Source organism: Desulfotomaculum defluvii (assembly GCF_054657375.1).
The window spans coordinates 506,698-523,902 of sequence record NZ_BAAHYV010000008.1 but is presented as its reverse complement, the minus strand read 5'-3'; the positions used below and the strand labels follow the sequence as shown (position 1 = coordinate 523,902).

The 17,205-nt window shown below is 41.2% G+C and carries 18 protein-coding genes; 2 read left to right on the top strand and 16 right to left on the bottom strand.

What is annotated here, in order from left to right; all coding sequences use genetic code 11:
• Positions 1 to 34: 34 nt before the first annotated feature.
• From ACYQ03_RS18005 to ACYQ03_RS17960, 10 genes are all read right to left on the bottom strand, one after another.
• Entirely contained in the window at positions 35 to 904 is an 870-nt protein-coding gene (locus ACYQ03_RS18005; RefSeq protein ID WP_459911344.1) for a Gmad2 immunoglobulin-like domain-containing protein, read from the bottom strand.
• 141 nt (positions 905 to 1,045) lie between these two features.
• Positions 1,046 to 1,576: an SMC-Scp complex subunit ScpB gene (gene scpB, locus ACYQ03_RS18000; protein ID WP_459911343.1), complete on the bottom strand. Its 531-nt coding sequence runs from the start codon at positions 1,574 to 1,576 to the stop codon at positions 1,046 to 1,048.
• A gap of 2 nt (positions 1,577 to 1,578) precedes the next feature.
• Positions 1,579 to 2,343 carry a segregation and condensation protein A gene (locus ACYQ03_RS17995; protein WP_459911430.1) on the bottom strand — a complete coding sequence of 255 codons (765 nt, stop codon included), beginning with the start codon at positions 2,341 to 2,343 and terminating at the stop codon, positions 1,579 to 1,581.
• A 113-nt stretch (positions 2,344 to 2,456) separates the two neighbouring features.
• Positions 2,457 to 3,446, bottom strand: coding sequence for a tryptophan--tRNA ligase (gene trpS, locus ACYQ03_RS17990; protein ID WP_459911342.1), 990 nt, complete (start codon positions 3,444 to 3,446; stop codon positions 2,457 to 2,459).
• Positions 3,447 to 3,463: 17 nt separating this feature from the next.
• Positions 3,464 to 4,051 carry a site-2 protease family protein gene (locus tag ACYQ03_RS17985; protein ID WP_459911341.1) on the bottom strand — a complete coding sequence of 196 codons (588 nt, stop codon included), beginning with the start codon at positions 4,049 to 4,051 and terminating at the stop codon, positions 3,464 to 3,466.
• Between the two features lie 28 nt (positions 4,052 to 4,079).
• Positions 4,080 to 6,803, bottom strand: a complete 2,724-nt coding sequence (locus tag ACYQ03_RS17980; protein ID WP_459911340.1) for a CBS domain-containing protein — start codon at positions 6,801 to 6,803, stop codon at positions 4,080 to 4,082.
• Positions 6,804 to 7,053: 250 nt separating this feature from the next.
• On the bottom strand, positions 7,054 to 8,388 hold the full coding sequence (gene lysA / locus ACYQ03_RS17975; protein WP_459911339.1) for a diaminopimelate decarboxylase: 1,335 nt from the start codon (positions 8,386 to 8,388) through the stop codon (positions 7,054 to 7,056).
• A 349-nt stretch (positions 8,389 to 8,737) separates the two neighbouring features.
• A complete protein-coding gene (locus ACYQ03_RS17970; protein WP_459911338.1) occupies positions 8,738 to 8,905 on the bottom strand; it encodes a spore protein P in 168 nt (55 codons plus the stop codon).
• Between the two features lie 156 nt (positions 8,906 to 9,061).
• Positions 9,062 to 9,340 carry a hypothetical protein gene (locus tag ACYQ03_RS17965; protein ID WP_459911337.1) on the bottom strand — a complete coding sequence of 93 codons (279 nt, stop codon included), beginning with the start codon at positions 9,338 to 9,340 and terminating at the stop codon, positions 9,062 to 9,064.
• Between the two features lie 125 nt (positions 9,341 to 9,465).
• A complete protein-coding gene (locus ACYQ03_RS17960; RefSeq protein WP_459911336.1) occupies positions 9,466 to 11,631 on the bottom strand; it encodes a Tex family protein in 2,166 nt (721 codons plus the stop codon).
• A gap of 130 nt (positions 11,632 to 11,761) precedes the next feature.
• On the opposite strand from ACYQ03_RS17960, the gene ACYQ03_RS17955 reads away from it, so the two are divergent.
• A complete protein-coding gene (locus ACYQ03_RS17955; protein WP_459911335.1) occupies positions 11,762 to 12,253 on the top strand; it encodes a DUF2935 domain-containing protein in 492 nt (163 codons plus the stop codon).
• A 58-nt stretch (positions 12,254 to 12,311) separates the two neighbouring features.
• On the opposite strand, the gene ACYQ03_RS17950 is transcribed toward ACYQ03_RS17955, so the two are convergent.
• Genes ACYQ03_RS17950 through ACYQ03_RS17940 form a run of 3 tightly spaced genes read right to left on the bottom strand, consistent with a single transcriptional unit; the run spans position 12,312 to position 15,375 of the window.
• Positions 12,312 to 13,298, bottom strand: coding sequence for an acyl-CoA dehydratase activase (locus ACYQ03_RS17950; RefSeq protein ID WP_459911334.1), 987 nt, complete (start codon positions 13,296 to 13,298; stop codon positions 12,312 to 12,314).
• Positions 13,298 to 14,398 (bottom strand): CoA protein activase, encoded by a 1,101-nt coding sequence (locus ACYQ03_RS17945; RefSeq protein WP_459911333.1) that lies wholly within the window; start codon positions 14,396 to 14,398, stop codon positions 13,298 to 13,300. Before ACYQ03_RS17945 ends, ACYQ03_RS17950 begins: the two co-directional genes overlap by 1 nt.
• Positions 14,395 to 15,375 carry an acyl-CoA dehydratase activase-related protein gene (locus ACYQ03_RS17940; RefSeq protein WP_459911332.1) on the bottom strand — a complete coding sequence of 327 codons (981 nt, stop codon included), beginning with the start codon at positions 15,373 to 15,375 and terminating at the stop codon, positions 14,395 to 14,397. Before ACYQ03_RS17940 ends, ACYQ03_RS17945 begins: the two co-directional genes overlap by 4 nt.
• A gap of 146 nt (positions 15,376 to 15,521) precedes the next feature.
• Between ACYQ03_RS17940 and ACYQ03_RS17935 the strand changes: the two genes are divergently transcribed.
• Positions 15,522 to 15,761: a hypothetical protein gene (locus ACYQ03_RS17935; RefSeq protein WP_459911331.1), complete on the top strand. Its 240-nt coding sequence runs from the start codon at positions 15,522 to 15,524 to the stop codon at positions 15,759 to 15,761.
• A gap of 116 nt (positions 15,762 to 15,877) precedes the next feature.
• On the opposite strand, the gene ACYQ03_RS17930 is transcribed toward ACYQ03_RS17935, so the two are convergent.
• The 3 genes from ACYQ03_RS17930 to tatC all read right to left on the bottom strand — a co-directional run bounded on the left by ACYQ03_RS17930 (position 15,878) and on the right by tatC (position 17,205).
• Positions 15,878 to 16,006 carry a hypothetical protein gene (locus tag ACYQ03_RS17930; RefSeq protein WP_459911330.1) on the bottom strand — a complete coding sequence of 43 codons (129 nt, stop codon included), beginning with the start codon at positions 16,004 to 16,006 and terminating at the stop codon, positions 15,878 to 15,880.
• A 2-nt stretch (positions 16,007 to 16,008) separates the two neighbouring features.
• Complete coding sequence (locus ACYQ03_RS17925; protein WP_459911329.1) at positions 16,009 to 16,182, bottom strand: hypothetical protein; 174 nt, start codon at positions 16,180 to 16,182, stop codon at positions 16,009 to 16,011.
• Between the two features lie 273 nt (positions 16,183 to 16,455).
• On the bottom strand, positions 16,456 to 17,205 hold the full coding sequence (gene tatC / locus ACYQ03_RS17920; RefSeq protein WP_459911328.1) for a twin-arginine translocase subunit TatC: 750 nt from the start codon (positions 17,203 to 17,205) through the stop codon (positions 16,456 to 16,458).

Below are 17,205 nucleotides of genomic sequence, written 5' to 3'. Positions count from 1 at the left end.
GTTGGCGATTTCAAATTACGAGTGTTATTATGATCTACGGTGCACCTAGGGGTTCAGGTTCATTGGTGGTAGTTGGCAAGATGGTAACAGGGACCGAGACGATATCTTTCTCAACTCCGCCTTCACCATTGACGAAGGCTTCCACCGTACCTTTCTCAGCATTAGCCGGTGAACTAAAGTTTAGAACTCCACTAAATTTATTTCCATTAATTTGCACAGGTTTTTCTGATAAGGTCAACCCGCTGGAATCTTTAATTCTGATTCTAATACTGCCATCTATGCCAATAGCAGTTCCTGAAACATTTATGGACCCCTTAACCTGTTCGCCTGGACTAGGGATGTCTAATTTTAAGCCCTTTTCCATGGTTTTATTGGGTACTGCTTGTTGGGGGGTTAACTGGGGAGAGGGAGCAGCAGGGATACGCTCCTGTACTTTTTCTCTTTCTATCTCGAAACCAAGAGCTTTTACAGGCCTGTCCAGGGTAAAAGAAGCAACTATAGGTTCCGTTTGTTCATCTTTATTACTGTCTTTCTCCTCTAATAATGAATTACGATAATTTAACTTAACATTAACCCAATCAAAATCATTTGCCGGAATTCTACGTTCAATTTCAGTAATTTCAATATCTTTGCCCGTAGGTAATTTTTGACGACTTACCACAACATAATTTGTACCATTTACTGCTGTCCAAGTAGCAAAATGTTTCTCTTGATGATTTTTTGCTAAGGCCTTAACAATTTCAGGAGCTTTATCAAAATCAAGGGTTTCAAAAGTTATTCTAGATACATCGGGCACTACAATGGTTTTAGGTTCTGGCTTGGGCTCCGGCTTTTTGGCAGGGGCACAACCCAGAGGTATCAGTAATATTAATACTAGACATAAGCCCCGTAAAATACTTCTCATAAAATCTCCTCCAGTGGTTTTTATTTATATTTTTAGCACTTTCTGGTGATTTATGCGTATTTGGCCAATTTACTTCATTTTTCATAATTGGTTTTAAAAAAAATGCGACAGCGGAAACTGTCCCGCTGTCGCAAAAAAATTTTATTCTTCCACCAAAAATTCTTCCAGTGGTGGAAGATCTGAAATATCCTTCAAACCAAAATGTTTTAAAAATTCATGGGTTGTGCCATAAAGCACAGGTCGTCCAGGACCATCACGCCTACCCTTCTCCTCGATTAAATTTCTTTCCAACAAGGTATTGATCGGTGAATCTATCTTCACACCCCTAATAAGTTCAACCTCTGATCGGGTTATAGGCTGTCTATAGGCAATAATGGCTAGGGTTTCTATGGCCGCCCGGGATAATCCTGTGCCACTTTTGCGATACAGTCTCTCTATATACGGGGCACATTCAGATCTAGTACACATTTGCCAAGTATCTGCTACTTCAACAATTTTCAGACCTCCTGGCCTTGCCCCATATTCCTGGGCCAATTCCAGTAATAATTCCCTTGCATCTGCCACATCAATTTCTGTTATTCGTGCCAGTGCCTGCACCGTAAGCGGTTCACTGGCCACAAACAAGAGTGCTTCCAGTGCAGATTTTGTTTGATCTTTAAATAATACTGCCAATCCTATGCCTCCTCAGATAAATTCTGAGCTCGACGCAAGATGGTTATTTCACCAAAGGTTTCATTCTGGGCTACGGTTATTTGCCCTACCTTTAATAACTCTAAAATAGCCATGAAAGTTACAACAATTTCCGTCCGATTTGCATTATGAGCAAAAAGACTTGTAAAGATTACTCCTTCCGGGTAAAAGATAAGTTTTGCCATCAGTTGACGCATCTTTTCAGGAACCTGAATTTCTTCCCGAGTAATCTCCATTGGTATAGTCAAACTTGCTCCGGCTCGTTGTAGCACTTTATGCAGTGAAGTTAAGAGTTTTTCTAAGGTCACTCCACTTAGAGGATCCTGGGGTCTAAAAAGGTGCTGATACATATCAATTTGATTGGTTCTTGTGTAGACCTTGCCAGCCTGCAGTTCTTGGTTCTTTAAAAAAGAGGCCACCTCTTTAAACTTTTTGTACTCCAGCAGTCTTTGCACTAATTCTTCTCGCGGATCAGGTCCAGCATCCTCCTCTGTTTCTTGCCCTACCTTTTTCCGGGGCAAGAGCATTCTCGCCTTAATGGATATTAAGGTGGCTGACATCACCAAAAATTCACTGGCCACCTCCATATCCATGGTTTGCATTTGTTCAATATAGGCAAGATACTGGGAGGTAATTTGGGAAATAGGGATATCATAGATATTAATCTGATCTTTATCAATTAAGTGTAGTAATAAATCCAAGGGACCCTCAAAGGTTGATAGTTTAACCGCATAGGACAAAAAAATCACTCGCAATTTCATTTTACAAATATAATGTAAGCGGAACTGTAGGGAACGACACGGGGGTCGTTCCCTACAGTATATCTACACAAGGCCAAAGGCCCATGGCTCATGGCACACGACTAACCAAAAATGGCTTCCCTAACCTCTGCCAGTGTCCTTCTGGTAGTCTCCCTAGCTTTTTCCTCACCGGCCCGCAATACTTCATCAATATAACCCTTTTTCGCCAGTACCTGTTCTCTGCGCTCCCGGATTGGTCCTAAATTCTGCTCTAGGGCTCCTGCCAACTGTTTTTTACAGGCCACACAGCCAATTTGACCGGCCCGGCACTCAGTTTCAATACCCTCCAGGATACCAGAGTTGTAGATTCGATGGAATTTGTGAACCACACAAACATCCGGGTTACCTGGGTCTGTTTTGCGAATACGGCCTGGATCTGTGACCATCATATTGACATTCTTTTTAATATCTTCAGTCTCCGCACCAATGGAAATGTAATTATGATAACTCTTACTCATTTTGGCTCCATCAACACCGGGCAATACTGCCACATCTTTATTAACGATAGCCTGGGGCTCAGGAAATACTGGTTTGAACAAATGATTAAAGCGCCTGGCCACTTCTCTTGTTAGTTCAATATGGGGTATTTGATCTTCTCCCACCGGCACTGCATTGGCTTTATAAACCAAAATATCTGCCGCCATAAGTAGTGGATAGCCTAAAAAGCCATAGGTATTAATATCCTTTCCAAGTTCACCTAGTTTTTGAATTTGATCCTTATAGGTTGGTACTCTTTCCAACCAGGAAAGCGGGGTAACCATTGAAAAAAGCAAATGCAATTCAGCGTGTTCAAGTACCGATGACTGCCTAAAGATAACACATTTTTCTGGGTCTAGGCCAGTTGCTAACCAGTCTGCAACCATTTCTATGGTGTTGGAATGTATTTCTTTAGCTTCCTCCCAACCTGTGGTAAGTGCATGCCAATCTGCTACACCATAATAGCATTTGTATTCTTCCTGCAGGCGCACCCAATTATTGAGCACACTCTGGTGCCCTAGATGCAGTCGGCCCGTAGGTCTCATTTCACTTAAGATAACTCCTTTTAAAGCCATAAGCATTCTCCTTTAGTTTATAGTGGCAACCTGGCAATTAAATTTGCCAGTGCAGTTAACAATTCCACAATGGGGTAAATAAAAAACCTTAGAATAGGGCTTAACGCACCAAGAAAAATTAACAAGAACAAGATAGCAGTGCCATAGCGCTCCAATTGATAGAGCCACTGCTGGGGGCCAGGAAGTAGGCCAGCTAATATTTTCGACCCATCCAGAGGCGGTATCGGTATTAGGTTAAAAACGGCTAACAGAACGTTAATGTATATAAAATAGCTGAGCATAAAGGCTAAGCCGCCTGTGGGGGTGAGTAATCCTAGCAATATGGAACCTATTACCGCCAAAAGTAAATTTGTCATAGGTCCCGCTAAGGATACTAACATCATTCCCTTTTTTCTGTCATCAAAATAAAAGGGATTAACTGGTACCGGTTTAGCCCAACCAAAACCTGCAATAAACAACAGTAATGTTCCCAGTGGATCCAGGTGTTTGAGAGGATTTGCGGTTAACCTACCTTCGTAGTAAGCAGTTTTATCCCCTAAACGATAGGCTGTGTATGCATGGGCATATTCATGCAAGGTTAAAGCAAACAAAATGGGAGGTGCCATTAATAATAATTCCTGTAATGTGGGAAAATTAAACAATAGGCTTCGTTCCCTTCTTTTTCTTTCCTTTTTTACCCTGGCTTGGTCCACCTTCCTGGATAGGTGGCTTTGGCTGTTTAGGCTGTATCTTGGGTGCATTATTATGAACCAGATAAGATTTTACATATTCTAATTCTTCTTCCCTTGTATGAATCTGTCCATCTAATCTCGCACGCCAAACAGCATCCAGTGCCCGTCGATACATGGGGCCTGGTTGGTATCCCATTTCCCTAATATCTCTACCATTCACCATGGGTTTATTTTTATGTACGGATTCCATAACTAAGCGAAAACGGCGAATGGCATTCTTATCTTCGAGTAAGGCTAAGAATAATGGGTATGCTTCCCTAGGTAAGGTTTGGACTATCTTAGTTAAATCTGAAAGGGGTACTTCTTCAGTGGTGGATAGTCTTCTTAACGCCACCCGGCCATAGGCAATGGTATCCAATACTTTGTCCGTTTGTCGGCGACCTAGATTATAACGTTCACAAATCCTATAGGCTATTTCCTGAGTAGTTAAATGTAAAATAGCCAGAAAATAAGGTAACCATTTCTCCGCAGGCTCAGCCCAACCCCAGTTGCGTAATATCATCAAGGCCTGAGGAATTTCACTAATCACGTATTGAACTTCCCAAAAAGTAACTTCCGGGAAAAGGTAATCCCATACTCCTAATTCTGACATCCGGTCTAGCATATGCTCTGGATCAGCTTCCTCCAATATATGACGGAGTTCCCCCCACATGCGTTCTGTGGAAAGGCGTGAAATAACCTTTTCCCTCACAGCTTCTTTTACCAAGCGTAGGGTCTGTGATTCTATGGCCATATCATAACGTTGTTCAAAACGGATGGCCCTAAGAATACGAGTAGGATCTTCAATAAAACTAAGATTATGTAAAACTCGAATTGCCCCTATTTGCAAATCTTCCCGACCATTAAAATAATCTACCAATTCCCCAAAGCGCTCTGGGTTAAGCGCCACTGCCATAGCATTAATGGTAAAATCTCTCCGATAGAGATCATGTTTAAGGGAGGACTGCTCTACTTGTGGTAAGGCAGCAGGATATTCATAATACTCCACCCTTGCCGTAACCACATCTACCCAATAACCATCGGGGAAAATAACTTCCGCGGTACCAAATTTTTCATGGGGTCGTACTCTACCTCCAATAACCTTAGCCAATTCGTTGGCCATTGCTATTCCGTTACCTTCCACCACTAGGTCCACATCCAGGTTTTCTACCTTTAGCAATACATCCCTTACTAGGCCTCCCACAGCATATACTTCATACCCTAGTTCCTTTGCTACCTGGCCGGCCTTGTTCAGGATATTCATAATGCGCCCAGGTAGCACCCGCTGCATATCGGGCCTAATATTAGTTCCTAGGTTACTTTTTTTATTATTATAGGTTGTGGAGTAGCGTCCCTTAAAACCCTCATGCAAGGTTTGCAGCACATCAGTACGAGAAACAATCCCTATGACCATATTACCTTCGACAACTGGTAGTCTTCCTATATCTTTTTCGATCATTAAATCTTGCACATCATGAATATTAACATCTTTGTTTACCGTTACTACATTAACAGTCATATAGCCTTTAACCGGAGCATGCCCCAGTCCATGGTGAGTAGCCTTTTCTACATCTCTTCTAGATATTACACCGACTAAGTTACCGTCCTTTATCACTGGTAAACCAGTATGTCCATAGCGGAGCATAATTTTACCGGCTTCCTCAATGGTGGTTTCAGGAAATACCATTTTTACGGGACTGGACATAATATCTCTAACCGTAAGGAGAGGTTGTATCTTTTTCTTGATTAATTCCAAGAGTTGTTCCGCTATTTCATCAACGGTTTTACCCTTGATGGTTGCAGAAGCCGCAGCTGGGTGTCCACCACCGCCAAATTCAACCATAATCTCCCTACAATTTACTTCCTTGAGAGCACAGCGTCCTACCAGGTGCACCCGATCCTCCATCTCTACCACCGCAAAGACTGCATCAGTGCGCTCGATCTCAGACAATTTATGAGTTAGGAGAGCTAGTCCCCCCACAAATTCATCCACATTTCCCCGGGCAATAAGAACCTTTGTCCCATTGATCTGATGGTGTTCTGCTGTTACCAAAAGCTTTTTAAGCAAGGACTTTTGTTCTTGGGTTAAGGGACGTCCTAAGAAATCAGCTACCACAGCCAAGTTTGCCCCCTGTTCCAATAGAAAGGCAGCAGCCCTGATATCTCTTGGCGTGGTATTGGTAAAGACTAAGCAGCCAGTATCTTCATAAATCCCCAGGGCCATAATGGTTGCCTCTAAGGGTGTAATTTCTAAACCCTTAGCCCGAATTTTTTCAATTAAGAGAGTTGTAGCGGCCCCCACGGTTTCCACAATTTCGATTTTACCACAAACATCACCCTCTGCCCGTGGATGGTGGTCATAAATATGTACCTCCACATCCGTACGGCTAAATAATTCCTTTAACTTAGATACCCGGCCAGGGCTTTTAGTATCTACCATAATAAGACGCTTTACTTTATTAATATTAATGTCTTTGATATTGCGAACATTTTTGAGGGTGTCTTTATGTAGTGCTAAAAACTCTTCAACATTACGAGATAATTTTCCGGGGAAAATCAATTCTGCCCCAGGATATAATTTTTGGGCTGCTACCATAGCCGCCAGACCGTCAAGGTCTGTATTCACATGAGTTGTAATTATCTCCACTCGGTAGACCCCCTAGGAAAAAAGTGTATTTTTATGTAAATACATTAAATTATATCATACCAAACAGAAAGAAAAAAGCACCCAACCGGGGTGCTAAACTGACAGTTAACTTTGTACTTACCGTCCTGATTTAGGATCTCAAAAAACACTTGTAAATTTAAAGCGGAGATGGGCCGTGTGCCATGGGCCATGAGCTAAAAGACCCCATAGTATATCATGCACAAAGGCCTAAGGCTCAAAACCCATGGCCTTACTTCGCTAACTTAATTAAAGAACTGCATATTCTTTCAGGTATTACATCATTACGAATTAAATCCGAGTAATCTTCCCGTTTGATAATTAAGTCTGCTTTACCCTCATTAACTAATACCATCGCAGGTCGAGGAAGTCTATTGTAGTTCATAGACATAGAGTAATTATAGGCCCCTGTACCAGCAATAGCTAAAATATCACCAGCCTGCAACACTGGCAAATTAATATCCCAAATCAGCATATCTCCCGATTCACAACATTTGCCTGCAATGGAGACCTTTTCAACGGGTTCTTCGTTCATTTTATTGGCTACACATGCTTCATACTTAGCCTGATATAATGCTGGGCGTGGATTATCACCCATACCACCGTCCACGGATACATATTTACGAACATTAGGAATGTCTTTTATTGTTCCAATGGTATAAAGGGTGGTTCCAGATGGACCAGAAATAGATCGACCAGGTTCTACCATTACCTTAGGTACAGGCAGGCCAAATTCGTCTGCTTTTTCTTTTATAGCCCCGATCAGGATATCTGCATACTCCTTAACAGAACGGGGTTGGTCTCCCGCAAAGTAATAGATACCTAAACCACCGCCAAGGTTTAGTTCCTCAGGAATAAATCCTGTTTCTAAATAAACATTCTTGGCAAAGGCCATCATCACATCGGCAGCATGGGCATAGGATTCTAACTCAAAAATCTGTGAACCTATATGGCAGTGGAAACCCTTGAGTTGAATATTGGGCAAGTCTAGACTAAGTTTTACTCCGGACATTGCCATGCCATTATCAATGGCTAAACCAAATTTAGAGTCAATTTGGCCGGTCTTAATATATTCGTGGGTGTGGGCCTCTACTCCAGGACTTAACCTAAGAATAATTGGTGCTGTAACACCTATTTCACCGGCAACGGAATTTAATAGTTCCAATTCACTTAAATTGTCAACCATGATCCTATTAACCCTATAATCCAGCGCCATACGGAGCTCAGCAGGAGATTTGTTATTACCATGGAAGTAAACTCTTTCCATTGGGAAGCGTGCTTTGGCAGCTGTATACAGTTCTCCACCAGAAACAACGTCTAAACTCAAACCTTCTTGCCCCACGATGGTGCAAATGGCAATGTTACTTAATGTTTTACTGGCATATATGACTTCAGCTCCATAGGTCTCTGTAAATGCCTCGTAATAAGCCCGGCAGTTTTGCCTAAACAGTGCCTCGTCAATAACATAAAGGGGTGTGCCAAATTCCCTTGCCAATTCTAATGTATCACAACCACCGATTTCTAAGTGTTCCTTATTATTTATTCGCATAGTTCCCTGCAATCTCATTTGTTTCCCTCCTGAAATATAATATCCATCTATGAGCAGCTCTGCCACAAAAAGGGTGGTTCCTTATTTTGGTAAGGGGGTTTTCATCTATAGCTTCTTTTTGATAAAACTGTTAGAAAAACGGCCTCAACTACTTCTAGGGGCCGCCTAATAATCTTATTTAAAAGTGCTCTTAGCCTTTAGCTTTATTATTGTCCTAATGGCTAATAGCTAATGGCTAACGATAGCTGCAAAAATTATATCATGTTAAAAAAAAGGGCGTCAAGGAAACCGCCTTTATAATGCTGTATACTTGCTAATTAAAAAGAAAAGGTTTCTTCCTGCACTGGCAGTAAGAAACCTCTCGCAACTAGTTGGATTCATCAACTGATTCTGTATTATTTTGGCTTCTACGAGCATTTCTTTTTTTGGTAGCCTTGGTACCTGGTGCAACTTCACCGGGTTTACCGTATTTCTCCCAAATTTCTCTAAGCTCTTCAGAAGACAATACGTAATCATGAACGGTGTTATCGGACATAAAAGCACCCCTCCCTATATACTAGCTAGGCTATTAATTATATAGGAAAAAAGGCAATGGGGCAACAGGTAAATAGTGGTATAAAGGCCATTTACTAGTGTTACAGTTTGACTACCTAATGATAAAATTAAATACCTAACTATTAATAAAATAACTCTACATATCGCAGGAAGACGTTTTTGACTGAACAATCGGGCTTATACCACAACTACCACTGTTTAAATAAAGAATCCATTTTTTAGCCTGATGAACTCTTTTTTCTAGCTTCTCAACCAATGGTACTAATTCATCATTACTATAGGACCCTTGAGGTTTATTATTAAAAGCATCTTCGAGCACTTTTTCAATTTGTTCAGCATTGTAGCCTAAGGCTTGCATGGAAAGCATTGCCCGTTCAATTCTCCATAACAATTCTCTTCGGTCAGCCAGCATCATCTACACCCTACCCTTCTTTTGAAGGAAATAGCATACGTTAATGATAATATTATACATTTTTTACGCTGAAAATTAAATGTTTTTTTGTCCGAAGAGTCAAAATTTGGTTAAAAATTAGAAAAATACTAGGAACTTACTTGTTTCATAGATAATGAAACTCTTCCCCGTTCTAGATCTACCGAGAGAACCTGTACATCTACAACATCTCCCACTGAAACAATATCAAGGGGATGACGGAAACGTCGATCACTCAGTTCTGAACGATGTACTAAACCATCATTCTTTAAGCCAACATCTACAAACACACCAAAGTCTACAACATTTCGTACTGTACCCTTGAGAGTCATACCTGGCAGTAAATCTTCGATTTTTAAAATATCGCTACGGAAGAGCGGTCCTGGTAAATCCTCCCGGGGATCTCTACCTGGACGCAGTAACCCATCAATAATGTCCCTAAGGGTTGGAACACCCGTCTTCAGCTTTTCTGCCATTTTATCTATGTCTAAGGATGTTAACTTCTCTTTTATTTCAAGACTTCCTATCTCACTTTCTGAACAGCCAATTTCTTTCAGCAAATTCTTTACGACACCATAGGATTCGGGATGAATACCTGTTTTATCTAGGGGATTGATGCCCTCTATTATACGAAGAAATCCTACACTTTGTTCAAAGGCCTTCGGCCCTAGCCTAGGTACTTTTTTCACCTGAGTTCTTTCAGTAAATTTACCATTTTCTTCTCGGTACTGAACTATATTCTTGGCCACTGTGGAATTTATTCCCGAGACATAAGACAGCAGTGAAGGTGATGCTGTATTTAAATCAACCCCCACCATATTTACAGCTGATTCAACAACCCCCTTAAGACTTTCTTCTAGTCTCTTAGGAGCCACATCATGTTGATATTGCCCCACTCCTATAGACCGAGGCTCAATCTTCACCAGCTCAGCCAAAGGATCTTGTAACCTACGGGCAATGGAAGCAGCACTACGTTGGGCCACATCTAGCCCTGGAAATTCCTTAGCAGCTAATTCTGATGCAGAATATACACTGGCCCCTGCTTCGTTGACAATAATGTATTGCACCCTTTGCCAGTCATTATCCTTTATTAGCTCTGCTACAAACTGTTCGGTTTCCCTCGATGCTGTACCATTTCCAATGGCAATAACATCTATTTGATATTTATTTACCAAACGGCATATTTCATTTCTAGCCTCTTGGACCTTCTTTTGAGGTGGCGTGGGATAGATTACTCCTACTTCCAATAATTTACCTGTATTATCAACTACGGACCATTTACAGCCAGTCCTGTAAGCGGGATCCAAACCCAACACAACTTTGTCCTTTACAGGGGGTTGCAAAAGAAGCTGCTTTAAATTCTTGGAAAATACTGAGATAGCCTGTTCATCCGCCACCTCGGTCAACTGGTTGCGTATATCTCTTTCCACAGCCGGAGCTAGCAGCCTCCTATAACCATCCTTTATTGCCTCTTGAATGATCTCTGCTACCCCGAATTGGGCCGATATCCAGCGACGTTTTAGGTTCTCCAGAACAGTCTCTTCAGAAACATCTATCCTTACCTTTAGGATATCCTCCTTCTCTCCCCTATTTATAGCCAGGATTCGGTGGGGGGGTGCTGTTTTTACTGGTTCTCTGTGTTCATAATACATGCGATAAACACCGCGTTCATCTGCCTCTTGCTTCTTAACTTCCGTAACCAATTCACCACGTTGGTAGGTAAAAGCCCGTAACCAACCACGGGTGTCTGGATCATCTGATACAGTTTCTGCAATGATATCCATAGCACCCCCTAGGGCTTCCTCCGGACTATTTACCCCTACCTCTGAATTTAGATATTTTGCTGCTTCTGCCAAAGGTTCTGCACCAGTGTTTGCCTTTAGCAACCATTGTGCCAGGGGTTCCAATCCTTTTTCCCTGGCCACACTGGCCCTAGTTTTTCGTTTAGGACGATATGGTTGATACAAATCTTCCACTGCTGTTATAGACTCTGAAGTTTCAATCTTTGTCCTAAGTTCCTCTGTAAGTTTACCCTGCTCCTCTATGGAATGAATAACCTCTTCCTTACGTTTTTCTAAGTTTCTAAGGGATGTTAAACGCTCAAATATTTTTCTAATTTGAACTTCATCCAGTTCACCTGTCATTTCCTTACGATAACGGGCAATAAATGGAACAGTGTTTCCATCATCCAGTAATTTAGCTGTCTGTTCTACCTGCTTTTCCCTAACTGCCATTTCCCGAGCAATTTGCTGATACAGGTTTGATTCTTTAGGCATTCTTATTCCCCTATCCTATTTATTCTTAAATATCACTTTTTCTATATTGTGCCTACTGCATCCTTCAATTGCAAGCACATAATCAATCCTATTGCCATAAGTTGTAACAAAATACAAAAGGAGGGATTTTATGTTTTGTTACACCTACCTAAGCAATGTTGAGTGTGGGCTTAGGGAATTAATTATGTGGTCTGAGATTAGCAGTGAGCACCCCATTTTCTTAACCAATGTGGCCCAATGCCTTAACATTACACTGCCGCCCAATATTGTGGCTGGTCTAGAACGCGTAAGACAATGTTTTATGTCTATTAATCAACAGGCGCGTCAGCTTTTAGGTTCTAGCCCCCAATATCGGAATAACCCTATGCACAATTACACCTTAGCCCAGCAAACCGCTAACTTAATGCAGCAGTTTTTACACTATGATCAAGAGTTTATTGGTATACTGCAGCAGCTACAAACCCTTGGCCCTAACCAACCAGTTTGGCAAACTCTGGTGCACCATATTGAACAGGAACAAACTTATATGTATCGATTAATTGCCAACCTATTGCAGCAACTCTCGCAACAGCCCACTCCCTATTCGAATATGTATTCAGTTTCCACTGATCCCGAGGCTTAAATAAGGAAACAGGAAATGCCCGCTAAGCAACGGGCATTTCCCCTAATCTATTGTGCTGTTAGCTAAGATTTCCCACGACTTCGCCAGTACTTAAAGCATTGGACCATTTACCACATCGATCTCCCCAACGGGCAATAATCTTGCCCTGTTCAGTCATTTCAATTACTTCGCAGAGATTTGGACAACCATTGCATTCAATACTACCGGCTTTATATTCCAAATCTGCTATCCCAAAGCCCTTAAAGCTAGTAGGTATTCCTTTGGCTGTCACATCTTTAGCCAGCAAGGCTGCACCCACTGCGCCCATAACATTAAAGTATTTGGGTATACGTACTTCCAGCCCTAGGGCCCTTTCAAAGGCCTTTTTCATTCCTGCATTGGCAGCAACACCACCTTGGAAGACCACAGGTCCCAGTATTTCCTTGCCTTTTCCTACGTTGTTTAAATAGTTTCGTACCAAGGCTTCACATAGTCCTGCTAGAATATCATCAAGATTATATCCCATTTGTTGTTTATGAATCATATCAGATTCTGCAAAAACTGCACACCGACCAGCAATACGTACTGGATTCCTTCCTTGGAGAGAAATATCCCCAAACTCTTCGATGGAAATATTTAATCGACTGGCCTGTTGGTCCAGAAAACTCCCTGTTCCTGCTGCGCAAACCGTATTCATAGCAAAATCCGTAACCACTCCGTTACGAAGTATAATAATCTTACTATCTTGCCCACCGATTTCCAAGATTGTTTGTACACCTGGAACAAGATGTGACGCAGCTATTGCATGGGCAGTTATTTCATTTTTTATAGCATCTGATCCTACTACCACTCCTGTTAGTTGTCGACCGCTACCAGTGGTTCCAACACCCCTGACCATTGTATTGGCTGGTAGTTTTTCTTTAATTTGCTTTAATCCACTCTGGACAGTTGCCACCGGTTGCCCGTTGGTCCGAAGATATAAACTTTCCAGAATATTATTATTTTCGTCCATAAAAACGATATTGGTGCTAACAGAGCCAACATCTATTCCCAGATACCCTTTCACTAGGATGTAAATGCCTCCTTTAGTTCATTCTTCTTCTGCAACAGATCAATAAATGCCTCTAATCTAGTGATCATACCTGCTTCACCAGAATGTTCATCCATAATTAGCGTCATAATAGGTAGACCCGTTCTCTCGCTTACCCTTGGTAAAATACTCTGGGCTACAATTTCCGGCATACAGGTAAAGGGTAAAACTTGCAGGGCCCCATCATAACCCTGCTGGGCATACCAAACGGCGGATCCAACTGTTTCCTGACCATGTCCCCCTACAAAATGATTCAGGTAAGGAGATGCAACCTTGTTAAATCTCTTACTACTGGGTAAATTCCTAAGCAATCCCATAAACAAGTGATCATTTATCCACTCGCTGAGCATCATTGACCTATCTATCTCTGCGCCTAAATAGCCTAAATGACGTTCAATATTTAGATTGGCAAAGGGCTCCAGTAGAGTGTAAATTTCACCAATTAATGCTACCTTCAAAACTGGACGACCAGGATCTATATCTACCCCTTCCATGACTTCCCGGGCTTTAGTCTCGGCCAGAACTAATTCTCTTGGGTTTTTTGCCGCATCAATTTCATCAATAGCTAGTTTAAGAGCTCGATCTGTTGCACCACGGATCAATTCCCTAGGACGTTTTTGATAGGATAATCTTTCTGCTATATCCACTGCCTTGGCCTTGAGATAGCCAAATCTTAGGGCCTCTATAACCTTGATCCAAGGTTGATTGCCTGTAATTTTTCTGATACGTCCCAGCAGTTCCCCAATATGTTTTTCTGGTGGTTCCAAGACCACTAAATTATAATTCACCTGCAAATCCTTTAATATTTCATTTTCAACATATGCATAATATCCAAAACGACAGGGCCCACAGCCTCCTGCCATCATAATGGTGTCTGCACCCAGTTCACTAGCTTCTATAAAATTGCCTACATTCAATTTCATAGGTAGGCAGGCAAATTCAGGGCTATTCTTCACACCTAGGGTTAATGTCCTTTTGCTGCAATGGGGCGGTACAATAACCTCAATCCCCAGATATTCCAGCATTCCCTTAAGTGAAACATACATATAGCCCATATGTGGAAAGGTTACCTTCATACAATTGCCCTCCTCCAGCGCACCATATCTAAGAAGGCTTCGACCCGAGTAATAATCCCTGCTTCACCAGTATGTTCATCTAAATTAATGTTCAAAAGGGGCATTCTTCCTTCCCTTCGAATGAATCTCTCGATTAACTCCCCTGTCATAGAATCGGGTCCACAGGCAAAGGCAGCCACATGAATGATACCATCTACTTTGCCGTTATCATGGAAATGTAGGGCCCCACCAGTTACTCTCCTAGAAAGGGTCCAAAACAGCTTCTTAGGGAGTTTTTTAACCCCTTGATCAATCATTTCTTCTGTTAAATGATCCGCTGTTAACACTCTCGCTCCCATTTTATTTAATCTATTTAATAGGTTCATACTGATAAAAGGATCATAAATGTTGTAAGGATGACCAATTACTGCAATGGTTAGATCGTTGTTAGTTTTGTTAAATTTACGTTCTTGACCTCTCAAGATGGCCATGGCTTCCTCTGGAAATAGGCCTTGCTCTAATAAGTCTTGATATTGTTTTTGTTTATTCATGGCTTGCCCAAAAGCTAGCCGGGCTTTTATAAATCCTTTGTCAAAATATGCAGCAACTTGTTGAGCAAAATCCTTTACATTACCCTGTTTTTTTCTTAAATTTATCGTAGTATCTATGACAACTGGTAAATTGTTAATGTTTTGCCGGACCATATCAGGAAAACCGAGAAACTTTGGACAAATATATTCTCTCTGGGCCACACTGACCATACGGGGTAAAAAAATTATATCCACGCCTTTGTCCACCAGGTTTTGCACATGACCAAAGGCTAATTTTATAGGTAAGCACGCTTCATCCACACAATGCTCTACCCCCCTAGTAAGTATTCTTTTGGTTGTAAGGTCAGAAACTATAACTTCTGCACCTAGTTGTTCCAAGAATTCCTTCCACAGCGGGAAATAATAATAATAAAGCAACGCCCTAGGTATTCCTACCCGAACAGACATTCACATTTCCTCCTCCTACGCAACAATCCATCAATTATTATTGGCAAAATTTCTCTTGGATATGCTTCCCAAGAAAAACTTGCTATAATATATTTAGCTAAATGAAATATATCTCGTTATAATCTGCTAAAAAAGGGGGATTGGCTATGAGTTGCAGTACCTGCAGTTCTGGAACAATGGGCGGCATTTCAGTAGGAAACAGTGATTTTACACCAGAATTGATTAGGGTGAATGGTATTGAGGAAGCAAATAAGTTGCTAGCGGAGGATTATTCTTTCGTAAGTATGTACTTTAATCAGGCGGAGCAAAAGGAGGTTTACATTCTAGCAAAGTTAAAGCCTACCCGTAAACAACATAAAACCATTGGATTTATACCCAGAGATTAAAATTGTTAGTGCGACAGTGGGGACGGTTCTCGCTGTCGCAAAATATTTATTGATAAAAAAATGCGACAGCGAGAACCGTCCCCACTGTCGCAGTCGAGAACTTCTTATTGTTTGTCTTACTTTCTACGCTTACTCTCCTTGGGTTGTTCTGTTAAACCAAGCTCTGTGCCAAGTTCTTCCATCATATTTCCTGTCTTTTTCATTGCTCCCTGTAACATACCTTGATCTCTTCTTTTTCTAGCCATTGTTATATCCCCCCAGATAATTTATTGATCCACATTTTTTGGGTGTCTTTTTCCTTGGGTTTACCCACAGCTCCAATTTCCTCTGCAAATTCTGTGTCTTTGTTAGCATTATAGTTACTGCTGGAAGTCATTGTACTGGTGTTGAAGGCTCTTTGTTTATTGGCTTTAATCTTCATCTTCTTTACCTCCTTCTGTACTGGACTTCAGTATTAATTTGAGCAATAATTTGCTTCATTATGTTTATAAAAAACTGTATTCAAATACAGTTATGACCAGTAAATTATCGTAGAAAAAGAGGCTGTTACACTAGACTTGGTTATAGTGCAACAACCTCTTTTTTAGCCCTCATTCTTTAGCTTTTATTTATTATTTATTCTATCTGCCTTGAAGAGTTGATAAGAACTTCAAGCAACTAACTAACCGACTAATAGCTAATAGCTAATGAGCTGTTAGCCTTCCAGTGCCTTTTTCTTAGCTTTACGCCTCTTTAACCAGTCCACAAGTTTCACAATAGAGGCACTCAACTCGAAGAGCAAATAGATAGGTGTAGCCATCATTAAAGGTGTGATTATGTCCGGAGAAGGTACCAGCACTGCACCTGCTACCACGGAGAAAAGAATAGCCATTTTCCTTTTCTTAACCATCCACTGATAGTCGATAACCCCCAGTTGTGCTAAGATGAAAACTGCCAAAGGAAGCTCGAATACCACACCAAAAGGTAAGATAAACATCATGGCAAAGGACACATAATTACCAATGGTTAACATAGGTAAAAGTTCTTCTCCGCCAAAGTGTAACAGGTATTTAACGCCAATGCTAAATACTGTGTAAAAAGAAAATAATATGCCTGCGATAAAAAACAAATAGGACACCACAACAAAGATGGTGAAGTAAATCTTTTCTGTTTTGCGCAGTGCCGGCATAATAAAGGACCAAAATTGCCACAATGTAACAGGTAGGGCAGTCAGAAAGCCAAGGAAAAAGGAAAGTTTAACCTTCGTCATTAAAGCTTCCATGATACCGATATAATGCATTTTATTACCAGTAGCTAGAACCGGCTGAAGGATGATCTCCAAAATCTTATCACTAAAAAACCAACATACTCCAGCCATAACAACAGTGGCAACTAAGGAGATGATTAGCACCCGGCGCAGTTCCTCTAAATGTTCCATCATCGTCTGATCTTTTTCTTCAAGCAA

Coding starts and splice junctions, on each gene's coding strand:
- ACYQ03_RS18005 (WP_459911344.1), bottom strand. CDS start 904: ATGAGAAGTATTTTACGGGGCTTATGTCTAGTATTAATATTACTGATA.
- trpS (WP_459911342.1), bottom strand. CDS start 3,446: ATGGCTTTAAAAGGAGTTATCTTAAGTGAAATGAGACCTACGGGCCGA.
- ACYQ03_RS17985 (WP_459911341.1), bottom strand. CDS start 4,051: ATGGCACCTCCCATTTTGTTTGCTTTAACCTTGCATGAATATGCCCAT.
- lysA (WP_459911339.1), bottom strand. CDS start 8,388: ATGAGATTGCAGGGAACTATGCGAATAAATAATAAGGAACACTTAGAA.
- ACYQ03_RS17970 (WP_459911338.1), bottom strand. CDS start 8,905: ATGTCCGATAACACCGTTCATGATTACGTATTGTCTTCTGAAGAGCTT.
- ACYQ03_RS17965 (WP_459911337.1), bottom strand. CDS start 9,340: ATGATGCTGGCTGACCGAAGAGAATTGTTATGGAGAATTGAACGGGCA.
- ACYQ03_RS17960 (WP_459911336.1), bottom strand. CDS start 11,631: ATGCCTAAAGAATCAAACCTGTATCAGCAAATTGCTCGGGAAATGGCA.
- ACYQ03_RS17955 (WP_459911335.1), top strand. CDS start 11,762: ATGTTTTGTTACACCTACCTAAGCAATGTTGAGTGTGGGCTTAGGGAA.
- ACYQ03_RS17945 (WP_459911333.1), bottom strand. CDS start 14,398: ATGAAGGTAACCTTTCCACATATGGGCTATATGTATGTTTCACTTAAG.
- ACYQ03_RS17940 (WP_459911332.1), bottom strand. CDS start 15,375: ATGTCTGTTCGGGTAGGAATACCTAGGGCGTTGCTTTATTATTATTAT.
- ACYQ03_RS17935 (WP_459911331.1), top strand. CDS start 15,522: ATGAGTTGCAGTACCTGCAGTTCTGGAACAATGGGCGGCATTTCAGTA.
- ACYQ03_RS17930 (WP_459911330.1), bottom strand. CDS start 16,006: ATGGCTAGAAAAAGAAGAGATCAAGGTATGTTACAGGGAGCAATGAAA.
- ACYQ03_RS17925 (WP_459911329.1), bottom strand. CDS start 16,182: ATGAAGATTAAAGCCAATAAACAAAGAGCCTTCAACACCAGTACAATG.